Annotated in this window: 11 protein-coding genes and 1 tRNA gene; 6 read left to right on the top strand and 6 right to left on the bottom strand. The window is 59.6% G+C overall.

All coding sequences use genetic code 11. The features are described from left to right. Positions 1–3: 3 nt before the first annotated feature. From G5168_RS09425 to hinT, 5 genes are all read right to left on the bottom strand, one after another. Positions 4–849, bottom strand: a complete 846-nt coding sequence (locus tag G5168_RS09425; RefSeq protein ID WP_330125176.1) for a phosphotransferase — start codon at positions 847–849, stop codon at positions 4–6. After that, positions 839–1435 carry a penicillin-binding protein activator LpoB gene (lpoB, locus tag G5168_RS09420; RefSeq protein ID WP_421252128.1) on the bottom strand — a complete coding sequence of 199 codons (597 nt, stop codon included), beginning with the start codon at positions 1433–1435 and terminating at the stop codon, positions 839–841. The genes G5168_RS09425 and lpoB overlap by 11 nt, the downstream gene beginning before the upstream one ends. Further along, positions 1435–1833, bottom strand: coding sequence for a YcfL family protein (locus G5168_RS09415; protein ID WP_021231011.1), 399 nt, complete (start codon positions 1831–1833; stop codon positions 1435–1437). Before G5168_RS09415 ends, lpoB begins: the two co-directional genes overlap by 1 nt. Positions 1834–1916: 83 nt before the next feature. Next, positions 1917–3311 (bottom strand): COG3014 family protein, encoded by a 1395-nt coding sequence (locus G5168_RS09410; protein ID WP_421252127.1) that lies wholly within the window; start codon positions 3309–3311, stop codon positions 1917–1919. A gap of 29 nt (positions 3312–3340) precedes the next feature. Beyond that, a complete protein-coding gene (hinT, locus tag G5168_RS09405; protein ID WP_266133813.1) occupies positions 3341–3691 on the bottom strand; it encodes a purine nucleoside phosphoramidase in 351 nt (116 codons plus the stop codon). A 249-nt stretch (positions 3692–3940) separates the two neighbouring features. Between hinT and G5168_RS09400 the strand changes: the two genes are divergently transcribed. Further along, the gene (locus tag G5168_RS09400) at positions 3941–5953 is read left to right on the top strand and encodes a methyl-accepting chemotaxis protein (RefSeq protein ID WP_421252126.1); all 2013 of its coding nucleotides are present in this window, start codon (positions 3941–3943) and stop codon (positions 5951–5953) included. Between the two features lie 69 nt (positions 5954–6022). Here the strand turns inward: G5168_RS09400 and G5168_RS09395 are convergent, their stop codons facing one another. Beyond that, complete coding sequence (locus G5168_RS09395; RefSeq protein ID WP_167558073.1) at positions 6023–6898, bottom strand: 6-pyruvoyl trahydropterin synthase family protein; 876 nt, start codon at positions 6896–6898, stop codon at positions 6023–6025. An 80-nt stretch (positions 6899–6978) separates the two neighbouring features. Between G5168_RS09395 and G5168_RS09390 the strand changes: the two genes are divergently transcribed. From G5168_RS09390 to G5168_RS09370, 5 genes are all read left to right on the top strand, one after another. Beyond that, the gene (locus G5168_RS09390) at positions 6979–8322 is read left to right on the top strand and encodes a dihydroorotase (RefSeq protein ID WP_421252125.1); all 1344 of its coding nucleotides are present in this window, start codon (positions 6979–6981) and stop codon (positions 8320–8322) included. A gap of 112 nt (positions 8323–8434) precedes the next feature. Beyond that, positions 8435–8511 (top strand) — tRNA-Pro (locus G5168_RS09385). Between the two features lie 216 nt (positions 8512–8727). Next, the gene (locus G5168_RS09380; RefSeq protein ID WP_421252149.1) at positions 8728–9159 is read left to right on the top strand and encodes a CC0125/CC1285 family lipoprotein; all 432 of its coding nucleotides are present in this window, start codon (positions 8728–8730) and stop codon (positions 9157–9159) included. Between the two features lie 204 nt (positions 9160–9363). Continuing rightward, positions 9364–10623 carry a dicarboxylate/amino acid:cation symporter gene (locus G5168_RS09375; protein ID WP_005334018.1) on the top strand — a complete coding sequence of 420 codons (1260 nt, stop codon included), beginning with the start codon at positions 9364–9366 and terminating at the stop codon, positions 10621–10623. A gap of 104 nt (positions 10624–10727) precedes the next feature. Further along, complete coding sequence (locus tag G5168_RS09370) at positions 10728–12347, top strand: methyl-accepting chemotaxis protein (protein ID WP_421252124.1); 1620 nt, start codon at positions 10728–10730, stop codon at positions 12345–12347. The last annotated feature ends 38 nt before the right edge of the window (positions 12348–12385 follow it).

Here is a 12385-nt window from a genome sequence, read left to right as displayed (position 1 = left end):
CTGTTACTCCAGTCGTTGCCGGTTGATGGCGATCAGGGTGTCATAGTCGAGTGAGGGCTGTTGCTCTGCCATCAGCAGGGCCCAGAGCAGGCCGATATAGTCGACCCAGGGTAAAAATGCCTCGCTCTGAAAATCGGGCCACTGGTGGCGCGGCAGGGCCTGCAGATAGTGCGCTTCCAGCTCGTCGCGCCGCTCGGCGGGCCACTCATGGGTGCGCTGGATGCTGGCGAGCTCAAAGCCGGGGTGACCTGCCGCGCCATACTCCCAGTCGATGACCCAGGGTTTGCTTCCCAACAAGTTAGCCGGATTGAGATCATGGTGGCAAGGGCGCCAGCAATCATTTGGCTCACTGCTGGCGAGCAAGCCCCGCTCCAGGGCGGGCAGCCAGGAGGGAATGTGGGCCAGTCGGGCGCGATAGCCCGCGGCGTGGGCTCGCACCGCCATCACCACCGCAGGCAGCGGCAAGCGATGGAGCTTGCGCAGCACCTCAGCCAGCAGACGGGGCTGATCGACTGCCGGTGGCGCCGCGTGTACCCAGTTTGGCTCATCGCACCATTCGAGCAGCATCAGACCGCTGGCGGGATCGCCATAGTGGCAAGGCAGCGCCAACCCTTCGGCCATCGCCCCCTGATAAAGCTGCCACTCGGTGGGACGGTCGATACCAAGGCGCACCGGGTCGGAGTGGCCCTGACGCAAAAAGTAACTGCGCCCCGAGGGGAGGCGCAGTCGATAGTTGCAGTTGGTCAGGCCTAACCCGAGTGGTTCCAGCTGCCCCTCCCGCCAGGGGGCGGGCAGGCTGGCCAGTAGCGGAGCACAGTTGCCCGTCAGAGGGAGCCTGTTACCAGCCAAAGGTGGATTTCTTCGCCTGTTTGCGGAGCTCTTTCTGATCGGCCCACAGCAGTTCGCCGTTTTGCAGGTCCATCAGGTTCATGGTCATCTGGTAGTAGACATCCTTCACCTTGCCATTGTCCTTGACGATGCTGGCGAGGTTGCCATAAACCATGTAGCGGGCACCGGTCTGCTTGCCCAGGCGCACCATGGAGGCAGGATCCACCATGCCGCTGCTCTGCTGGTATTCGAGCTGCTGCTTGACCGCCGCCACCTTGCTCATGTCGACGAAGCGGAACTTGCCGGCGCGCAGCAGCTTGGTGCGGATGGTGTCGGTGATGGCCTCGGTGTCGATGTGCTCGGAGGTCTTGTTGCGGATGGAGTCCATGAACATCACCGGACGGCCGCCGGCGGTGATCTCGCTGGTGGCAGGGGAGGCGAGCATGGAGTCCGCCATCTTGTCGGCGATGGCCTGCAGATCGCTGGAACCATAATCGACGGTGACGGTTTCGGTTTCGGTCGGATCGCCATAGCTGACGGTGGTGCTGGAGCAGCCGCCCAGCAGCAGCGCGCCGGTCAATATCAGCAGGGCATGATTCATTTTCATCAGTAGGATTCCTCAATCACTTCGCGTACGTAAATCCGGTAACCCTGCGCCGCCGGGCTGGGCGCCAGGGCCGAGAGGGTGCGGGTCTGATAGCCATGCAGCTTGATGGGGGTCCAGCCGCGGCCATCGCTGGCGACCTCCTGACCGGCCTCATCATACCAATAGAAGATATATTGCAGCTTGTTATCGCCGCGCTGGGTGCTGGCGGCGGCCACATTGACCTGCAGCAGGCCATTTTGCTGGCGGCGGCTCAGCTCGGTCAGGGTGACGTTGACGTTTTGATGCTGCTCCAGCGTGGGAGCACCGCCCGCCGGGCCATAGAGCGCCACGCCTGAGGTGTTGGTGGCGCAGCCGGTCAGCAGCAGCGCGAGCCCGAGGGCCAACCCGTATGATTTCATCTTGCTCTCCTTGATTGGAGGGATTTGGGCAGCACTGAGGGGCTGCCCGTTAATGGTCTTGCTCATATCTCTTCGCCATCTGCTCAGAGCGGCATCACCCGGGTGGTCAGACCGGCGCCGAGGCGTTGTACCCAGACCAGGGTGGTGCGGCCCTTGTGGATGGTGAGCGGCAATTGCCGCTGCGCTGCCCCCGCGCCCAGGGTGAGATTGATGTCACCTGCCGGCACCATCCCCTGCCAGCTCGATGCCTGAGCTGGCAGCGTCAGCCAGCTGCGGGTATCGGCCCGCTCCGAGAGAGTGTTGAAGATCCCCACCAGAATATTGCCCACATCGCCCCCCTCTTTGGCGGCGGTGCGGCGCATCTGCTCCTTGGCCACTAGTCGCAGCGCCTGGCGGGTCAGCATGCCGGACAGCCGCTCCTGCAGATCTTTGGCGGCCAGCGCTTCCAGCCTGACCAGCTCGCTGGTCTGCTCGACCCGCTTGCCGACTTCCACCGTCAGCGGGCCGGTGTCGCTGGCCCGATTATCGTAATAGGGGATGGCGACGGTAAAGGTGCGAAAATCGCCGCGGGAGGTGGAGATGGGGAGTGGCAGGAACAGTTCGCGCCGTACCGGGATCAAACCATCTTCAAACAGCACCACCAGTTGGCCTTGATCTTTTGCAAGCGGCGGTGCTTTGCGGCCTATCTTTTTCTCGGTCTCGCGGATCTCGTCCGGTGAGCCACGCAGCCGCGCCAGACGCAGCAAGGCATCTTGCAGGCTGCGGTTGTCTGGCGCTATCTGGTAGCCGCGCTGATAGTCGACCCAGGCATCGTTGAGATCCCCGGCCGCCTCATAGAGCACGGCGGAAAAGTAGAAGGTGTAGGCGTTCTGAAAACCGTTCTTGACCTTGCCGATCAACCGGTCGAGATCCGGTGCGCCGCGCGACATCAGCTGGCGTATCTCGCCTTCTGCTTCGGCCTCTTCGCTCTCATCCTTCGCTTTGCGTACCTCATCGGCTCGCCGTTTCAGGGCCTGCTCCTGCACCTGATTGGCCCGGCGTACCTCCACCAAGGCGCCATCGGCATCTCCCCGTTGCAGGTAGTTGAGGGCCAGATAGTGGTGCAGCATGGTGCGTTCGTAATCGGGGGTGAGATAGGCCATCGACTGGTCGTTGGTAAGCAGGCTGCCCACCTGATCGAGCCCGTGACTGAGCCGGTATTCGGCCTGATTGTCTTCCCACTGAAGGCGGCTGTCGGCGGCGGTGAACGCCTGCTTGCTGTCCGCATCTTGCCCCGCCAGCCAGGCGATACGCCCCTGTTCAAGGCGATCGAGGACAAAGGTGTCATCGCCGAGGGTGGAGTCGCGCACTTCGGGCAGCGCCTCGGCGGCATGGCCCAGCAGCAGCTGGTTGCGCAAGGGCACCATCTGGTCGGAGTAGGAGACAAACATATCCTGCCAGTGGGAGGCGCAGCCTCCCAGCAGGAAACTGGCCAGCATCAGGCCGGCCAGTCGAATGCTCGGGAGTATCACAGGCTGAGCAGGGGGCCCAACGGCTCGCCGCCGACCAGATGCAGGTGGATGTGGTAGACCTCCTGCCCACCGTGGCGGTTGCAGTTCATGATGAGGCGGTAGCCATCTTCGGCGATGCCCGCATCGCTTGCCAGCTTGCGGGCCACGGTGAACATCCGGCCAAGGGCCAGTTCATGTTCGGCTTCCACGTCATTGACGGTGGGGATCAGCACATTCGGGATGATCAGGATATGGGTCTTGGCCTTGGGCTGGATATCCCGGAATGCGGTGACCAGATCGTCTTGATAAAGGATGTCGGCAGGGATCTCTTTACGGATGATTTTGCTGAAAATGGTTTCTTGCGCCATGGCTAACTCCCTTATATGAAAAAGAAAATTGAACTTGCATCCCAAGCGGCTCCCGAAAGAAGGCGAGCAGCGCGTCAAGTGTGACACAAGCCGAGATTTGACACAGCTGATGTCCCATTCCCTTCAGTTATTGTTAAGAATACCGATAGCCAGAGGGACGTCATCTGCAGCGCCTGTTCAGGGGTCTGCAGGGTATCAAAAGGACGGGGTACTCAGGCAAGGGACTTTTGCATATACAGCGGGACAATAATGAAACAAACAATGTCGGATCTCTCCATCTTGCAGCGAGTCTACCTTGGCTTCGCGATCCTGGTGGCCGTGATGGTGGCCAGTTCACTACTCACATTTCGTAGTCAGAATACTCTGGGGGGAGCGCTGGAACAGGTGACCCGGCAGTCTATGCCGCTGGTGATTGCCAGCAGCCAGACCCAGATCACCCTGCTCAGTGCCAACAAGTGGCTGGGGGATGTGCTGACCGAGCAGGACCCCAAACAGCTGCCTGCCGAAGTGGCCGAACTGAAACAGGCCAAGGCCGCGGTGGGCAAGAGCCTCGATGCCTTGCGCCAGCAGGTCGCCCACCACCCCGAACTGCAAGGGGAGATGGGCACTCTGAGCCAGCAGGTCGACAGCTACCTGCAACTGACCGATACCCTGCCGGGCGAACACGAGGCGCTGCTCACCCGATTGCACAAGGTCAATCTGGCCAAGGGGCAGTTTCAGGTCAGCTTGCCCCAGTTCAAGAAGAGTCTGGGGGACATGATGATCACCATCGACGACAGCTTCATCAAGATGCTCTCCGAGACCCTGACCACCAAGCTCTCCGCTATCGAACTCTCCACCATGGATGCCCTCAACCAGAGCATTCCGGCCCCCATTGAAGCTGCGCTCAAGCGCAACAGGATGCAGATCGAGGGGTTCAACAGCACCATCAAGGATCTGCAGGGTGAGCTCAAGGATTTCGACAACAACATGGGTCACTACGTCCACGGTTTCGTGCGCGATACGACCGGTAATGAAGGTGTCCTGGCCCAGTATCTGGCGCTGATGCAACAGCAGGAGCAGATGCGGGAGAAGAGCAAGCAGGCGAGTGCGCTCATCGTGGCAATTCAGGATCGGCTTGAGCGGATCACCGATCAGAGCCAGCAACTGATGAACCAGAGCATTCAGCATGCCAAAGCCGCACAGAGCCAGAGCACCCTGACTCAGGGAGCCAGCATAGCGGTCGCCATCCTGATTGCCATGCTGGTGGCTTATACCCTGGGCAAGGCCATTCGCCGTCCGCTCAGGGAGTTGCTGCGGGTGCTGACCGAAGTAACCCAGGGCGACATGACCCAGCGCATCGGTTTTCAGAGCAAGAATGAATTCGGTCAGCTGGGCAGCCAGATCAACCTGCTGATTGCCCAGATGGGGGAGGTGCTGGCACAGCTTTCACAAGCGTCTGCCCAGCTTAACGATGCCGCCCACGGCAACCGTCGCACCACCGAATCGGTGCGGGCGGATCTGGAGAAACAGCGGCAGGAGACCGCCTCGGTCGCCGCCGCCATGACCCAGATGGAGGCATCGGTGCGGGAAGTGGCGCAGGCCGCCAACCAGACTCTGGAGCGAGTGATGGATGTGGAGAAGGCCTCCGAGATGGGACGCAAGGTGATGGCGGGCAATATCACCACCACCCATCAGCTGGCGGGCAAGCTGCAACAGACCGGCAAGGTGATTGGTGATGTGAGCGCCATGAGCAGCCAGATAGGCAACATCCTCGATGTCATTCGCGGCATTGCCGAGCAGACCAACCTGTTGGCTCTCAACGCGGCCATTGAGGCGGCGCGGGCCGGCGAGCAGGGGCGCGGATTTGCGGTGGTGGCGGATGAGGTGCGCAGTCTGGCGGGCCGCACCGCCCAGTCCACAAGCGAGATCCAGACCATGATCGAGAACCTGCAGCAGGGGGTCGCCAAGGCGGTAACCGTGATGCAGGAGTGCTCCCGCGAGATGGACAGTTGCGTCGAACAGAGCTCCCACGCCAACAACGCCATGGAGGAGGTGCAGGGGATTGTGGTGCTGATCAGCGACATGTCGAGCCAGATCGCCTCTGCCGCTGAGCAGCAGCAGGCCACCAGCGCCGATATCGCCACCAACCTCAACCGCATCTCCGATATCTCGGATCTCAACTATCAGGGGATTGAGCGGGTAGCCGAGACCAGCCAGCAGCTGGACTCCCTTGCCGAGCAGCAGGAGAGCCTGGTCAAGCGCTTCCGCCTCAGCGCCTGATGGTCGAGAGTTGAAACAACAAGGCCCCGCAGATGCGGGGCCTTGTTATTGCGGTAGTCAACGCAGGAATTACGCGTAGGCGATGGCGCCCTTGCCGACCCCTTCATAAGCGACAATCTTGACGAACTTGTCGCCCACCATCTTCTTCACTTCGCGGGCGATGTAGCAGGCCAGCAGCTCGACCGTGGTGTCGGTGTCGATCATCTCTACCTCGGCGGTGGGGATGGCCAGCTGGAACAGCCCCTGGGGCGCCATATATTTGAAGCCGGTGTGATGCTCGCCAAGCTGGGCATTGGCGCGGGGGCTCAAGGTGAGCTCGGTCAGTGCCACCTTGTCCTCTTCGGTGCCGAGGTAGATATCGCCCCAGCGTTCGGCCCAGTTGAACTCAAGCTCCTGGTCGCGCTCACCATCGACGTGGATCTCGATGGGGGAGCGGTGGCCGTGGGCGATGCGCTGGCAGTTGCCATCGTGCTTTTTCAGGCCGTGGCTGTAGTGGTAGAAGGCACCGGTGATCGCCTCCTGACGCAGGGTCAGGGAGAGATCCTTGATATTGCCCGGCAGCCGTTTGGCCAGTACCGCCAGCAGGTAGCGGGTCACCGACTCTTTATCAACTTGCGGTGCCGGGATAAAGGCGAAGCCCTGGGATGGGCAGCGCAGATGGATGGAGCGCCCCTGGCGCAGCAGATCCACTGTGCTTTCGTCACCATCCAGTGTCTCGACGTGGATCAGCGGGCACTCTGTCGGCACCAGCAGCTTGTGGTCCACCTCTTCATCGATGATCGACTTGATCAGCTTCTTTACCCGGCCAAAGTCCAGCAGCATGCTCATTTCGTTCAGCTCACCGCTCATTTCGATATCTACCAGCCAGCTCTCGCCCACCATGCCGCGGCGTTCGCACAGGTAGCTGGAGTCGATCACGGTCAAATCTCTTACAAATAACTTCATCAGTCAGGCCTTGCTACAGAGAAAGGGCAGTTTTGCGCTATTATGACCCGCGATTATCGGCAAAGGAACTGGAACCCCCCATGAACAAACTGCTTATCAAAAATGCCACCCTGGTCAACGAAGGCCGCATCTATGCCTCCGATGTGTTGATCGAGGGGGAACGGATTGCCCGCATTGCCCCGGATATCGAGGCGCCCGATGCGCTGGTTATCGATGCGGCAGGTCGCCACCTTATCCCCGGAATGATCGACGATCAGGTCCACTTCCGGGAGCCGGGATTGACCCACAAGGGGACCATCGCCAGCGAATCCCGCGCCGCCGTCGCCGGTGGCACCACCAGTTTCATGGAAATGCCCAACGTCAATCCCCAGACCACCACCCTCGAAGCCCTCGAAGCCAAATACCAGATCGCCGCCAACTCCTCCGTCGCCAACTACAGCTTCTATCTCGGCGCCACCAACGACAACCTTGCAGAGATCAAACGTCTCGACCCCAAGCAGTCCTGCGGGGTCAAGGTGTTTATGGGCTCCTCGACCGGCAACATGCTGGTGGACAACCAGGAGACACTGGCGGCCATCTTCCGCGAGAGCCCGGTGATGATCGTGACCCACTGCGAAGACACCCCGACCATCGCCAAGGCGGAAGAGGTGGCACGGGCCAAGTGGGGCGAGAATGTGCCGATGGGCGAGCACGGCCGCATTCGCAGCGACGAAGCGTGCTACAAATCCTCCAGCATGGCGGTGGCGTTGGCCAAGCAGTACGGTGCCAAGCTGCATGTGCTGCATCTGACCTCGGCCAAGGAGTTGTCGCTGTTTACCGCCAGCCACGACCTGAGCGAGCTGAAGGACAAGAACATCACCGCCGAGGTGTGTGTGCACCACCTCTTCTTCAATGATGCCGATTACGAGACCCAGGGCAGCCTGATCAAGTGCAACCCTGCGGTGAAGAGTGCTGCCGACCAGCAGGCGCTGCTGGATGCGGTACGCAACGATGTGCTCGATATCATCGCCACCGACCACGCCCCCCACACTTGGGAAGAGAAGCAGAACAGCTACTTCAAGGCGCCGTCCGGCGTGCCGCTGGTGCAGCACTCTTTGCAGGCGCTGCTGGAGCTCTACCACAACGGCGTGTTTACCCTGGAGACTATCGTCAAGAAGACCTCCCATGCTGTGGCCGAGCGCTTCCAGGTGCAGGATCGCGGTTATATCCGCGAGGGGTATTTCGCCGATCTGGTGTTGCTGGATCTGGGCAAGCCCTATGTGGTCAACGATGACAACATCCTCTACCACTGTGGTTGGTCGCCCTTCAACGGCTACCGCTTCCACAGCACGGTCGAGATGACGTTGGTGAATGGCCAGATCGCCTGGCAAAACGGGCAGGTGACTGACCAGATCCTGGGCAAGCGGCTGACCTTTAACCGCTGATTGTTCGCAAAGCAGGCGAACGCACCGTGGCCGAGGAATTGGCGGCGTTTCCCTGTTGACAGGGCAGGGTCATCTCCATAAACTCTGCCCCCGTCAGCCGAGCTGACTCCGTCGGTGTGTAGCGCAGCCAGGTAGCGCATCTGCATGGGGTGTAGAGGGTCGGAGGTTCGAATCCTCTCACACCGACCAAATTCCCCGGTAAAGGCCTTGTCAAACGACAAGGCCTTTTCTTTTGCCTGCGATTTGCCGCACAGGCGTGAAGCCAGTGGTGATGCACGCTGGTCGCTGCTGGCGTGAGCAGATTGTACTGCCACCGCGCTTTATGGTGTAGTAACGACTCTGTTGCTCATTTGCCTGGCGAGGCCTCTCGTGTCTGCATCCGTATCTAAACCCTGTTGTCTGCTGATGCTCACCCTGCTGCTGGTGGGCTGCGCCACCCCTTACGAGAGTGAAAAGTCATTCTGGAACGGCCAGACCGGTTTTTCCCAGACCCGGCTTGGCCCGGACAAGTGGCAGCTGGAGTTTGTCGGCAACGATCTGGTGGACAGGGAGACCGCCCGCAAATATGTGCTCAAGCGGGCAGGGGAGCTGGCACTGGCAGAGGGTTACTCCTGGCTTAAGGTCGATGAGCTGACCATTAACCGTGATGCCGTCAGGGTGTCCCCATCACGGCCGATCTTCGGCTTTGACGAAGATGAACCGGATCTCTTTATGGCCCAGATGCAGGTGCTGCATACCATCTCGGCGCTGCTCACTTTTCGCCTGTTGCCACGGGCACTCGATGAGCGAACTCTGAATGCGAAATATCTCGCCGAAATCAAAATAAACAGTGATTAATATTGGTGGTTTGCAAGATCTATATCACATACACCTAATGGCAGGATAAAATTCTGGAGAAAGCCTCTAGATTTACCCCCTGCTTTTAGGCATTCTCCCAGCATACCAGCCGCCAGGAATCAACGGCTCGGATCACAAAAACGGACTGTTGTGGCTCCCATGCCACCGTTTACGGCTTGCACCAATCAAAACCGGGACTCCCCCATGAAAATGAATAAACTGACGGTCGCCATCCTCATCTCCATGATGTTTGGCATCCTCACCGGCCAGGGCTATCGCATGTTTGCCGCAGATCAGGCTGCGGATTTTGCCAATAACATCACGATCCTGACCGATATCTTCCTGCGACTGATCAAGATGATCATCGCTCCCCTGGTCTTCACCACCCTGGTGGTCGGTATCGCCAAGATGGGCGACACCCGCACCGTGGGGCGTATCGGTGCCAAGACCCTCGGCTGGTTTATGCTGGCCTCCCTGATGTCCCTGAGCCTGGGTCTGGTGATGGTTACCCTGATGCAGCCGGGTGTGGGGCTTTCGCTCTCCCTGCCCAATGACACCGCCAGCTCGGGCATTGCTGCCGGTGCCATTACCCTGAAAGATTTCGTGACCCACGCCATCCCCAAAAGCGTGGTAGAGGCAATGGCCACCAACGAGATCCTGCAGATCGTGGTCTTCTCCCTCTTCTTCGGTCTGGCCGCCGCTGCGCTCGGCGATCTGGCCAAGCCGGTAGTGGTGCTGATGGCCAGCGCTGCCGAGATCATGCTGAAAGTGACCGGCTACGTGATGAACTTTGCGCCATTCGCGGTGTTTGGTGCCATCGCCGCCATGGTAGCCAAAGAGGGGCTGGGTATTCTGGTTACCTACGGCAGCTTTATGGCCCAGTTCTATATCGCGCTGGCCTGCCTCTGGCTGCTGCTGATCGCCATGGGCAGCGTCTTCCTGCGTGGTCGCGTCATCAAACTGCTGGCGATGATCCGCGAACCCATCCTGCTTGCCTTCTCGACCGCCAGCTCCGAAGCGGCCTATCCGAAGACCCTGGATCGTCTGGAGAAGTTCGGCTGTGACAAGCGCATCGCCAGCTTCGTGCTGCCGATGGGTTACTCCTTCAACCTCGACGGCTCCATGATGTACTGCACCTTCGCGGTGATGTTCATTGCCCAGGCGTATGGCATCGAGCTCTCCATGGCCCAGCAGATCACCATGCTGCTGCTGCTGATGGTCACCTCCAAGGGGATGGCCGGGGTACCGCGCGCCTCTCTGGTGGTGATTGCCGCCACCCTGAATCAGTTCCATATTCCGGAAGCGGGCATCCTGCTGCTGTTGGGGATCGACCACTTCCTCGACATGGGCCGCTCTGCCACCAACGTGCTGGGCAATGCCATCGCCGCCAGTGTGGTTGCCAAGACCGAAGACAGTCTGGGTGAAACCGTCGCGCTGGGCGAGAGTGAGCCAGCCAAGGCCTGATCACAACGCTATGAAAAATAAACAACAACGGCCCGCCAATGCGGGCCGTTGTTGTTTATGGCTCGTCTACACTGCTAGATAGTTTTCATCTGGAGTGTACGGTTATGAATATTGCTCGTCGACTGCAACTGATCGCGCTGCTGGTGATGCTGACGCTCATTTTTCTCAGTTGGTTCAGTATCAACCGCCTCGATTCGGCCAACCGGGATTTAGGCTATGTGACGGACAATACGGTGCCCAGTATTTCGCTGATTAAGGAAGTGCAGGCCGATTTCTATGAATTGCACTCGCTGGTGCAGACACATGTGCTCAATACCGACACCGGCAAGATGCAGCAGATCGAAACGGGTATCACCGAGATACAGGGACAGATCACTTCACTGCTCGACAAATACAAAGCTGAGATGCTCTCCAATGATGAAGATCGGCGCCTGACCGACGATGATCAACGTATTGTCGCGCAATATTATCAGGAGATAGACAAGGTTCTGCAGCTCTCCAGACAAAACAAGAACGATGAAGCGCGAGACATGCTGGCGGGAGAAGCCACCAGAGTGTTCCAGCAGTTTGCCAAGGCAATCGAGCTTCACGTCAACTTCAATATGGATTTGGGACTGGCGCTCAAGAAGCAGGGCCAGGAGAACTACGACAACAGCCTGCAAACCCTGCTGTTTATCGCCGGTGGCACCATTGTGCTGACGATGGGGTTGTTTGTCTGGTTGTTCAATCAGGTGGCCAATCCTCTTCGCACCGCCATGGATACCCTGACCCGGATCCAGCGCGACCTCAACTTTACCCTCAGAGCGGATGTGAAACAGCAGGATGAGATTGGTCTGACCCTCAATGCGGTCAACCGGTTGCTCGATACGCTGCAACAGACATTTACCGAATTTTCCGTCGGCAGCTTGCAGATCAAGAGCACTGCCGAATCCCTCTCTCAAGCGGCGCAGCACCTCGCCAGCTCGGCCAGTCAGGCCAATGATGCTACCAGTCTGATCGCCGCCGGTGTGGAAGAGATGACTGTCAGCATCACAGATATCTCCCAGCGTACCCAGGAGACGAGCCGTATCACCAATGAGTCAGGGCAGCTGGCTAGCGAAGGAAGCAGAACCATAGATCGTACCGTTCATGCCATCAACGAGATCGCCGACTCCATTCGGCAGGCCTCGGCCGAGGTCATTGCGCTGGGTGAGGGCATTTCGCGCATTGGCGGTGTGGTCAACGTGATCCGTGATGTGGCGGGGCAGACCAACTTGCTGGCCTTGAACGCGGCCATTGAGGCGGCGAGGGCCGGGGAGTCCGGCCGTGGCTTTGCGGTGGTGGCAGATGAAGTGCGCAAACTGGCTGAGCGCACAGCCCAATCCACTCAGGAGATATCTGCCACTGTAGAGGCGATCCAGCAGGAGTCGAACAATACGGTCTCCCGCATGCATCTGGTGGAGGAGAAGGTGAGCCAGGGGGTCACCATGGCTACCGAGAGTGGCGCCATTATTGCCGAGATCCGCAGTGCGTCGCACCGGGTGATGGAGCAGGTGGGCGAGATCACCAATGCCATCCGCGAGCAGAGTTCGGCCGCCGAGTCGATCGCTCACCAGGTAGAGCAGATTGCTCAGGTCGTGCAGCAAACCAGCAGCACAGCGGAGGAGACCTCAGCCGCAGCCGAGGAGCTCAATGTCACCACCGAGAGCATCCACCAGCAGATATCCCGCTATCGCATTCAGTAACGCCGAGAGTTGTTATCCATCTGCTATCCCCGCCAGCT

It is taken from the genome of Aeromonas sp. 600724, assembly GCF_049175135.1.
GTDB lineage: Bacteria > Pseudomonadota > Gammaproteobacteria > Enterobacterales > Aeromonadaceae > Aeromonas > Aeromonas veronii_A.
The sequence above is the reverse complement of the archived record's forward strand: the minus strand, read 5'-3'. Positions and strand labels throughout refer to the sequence as shown.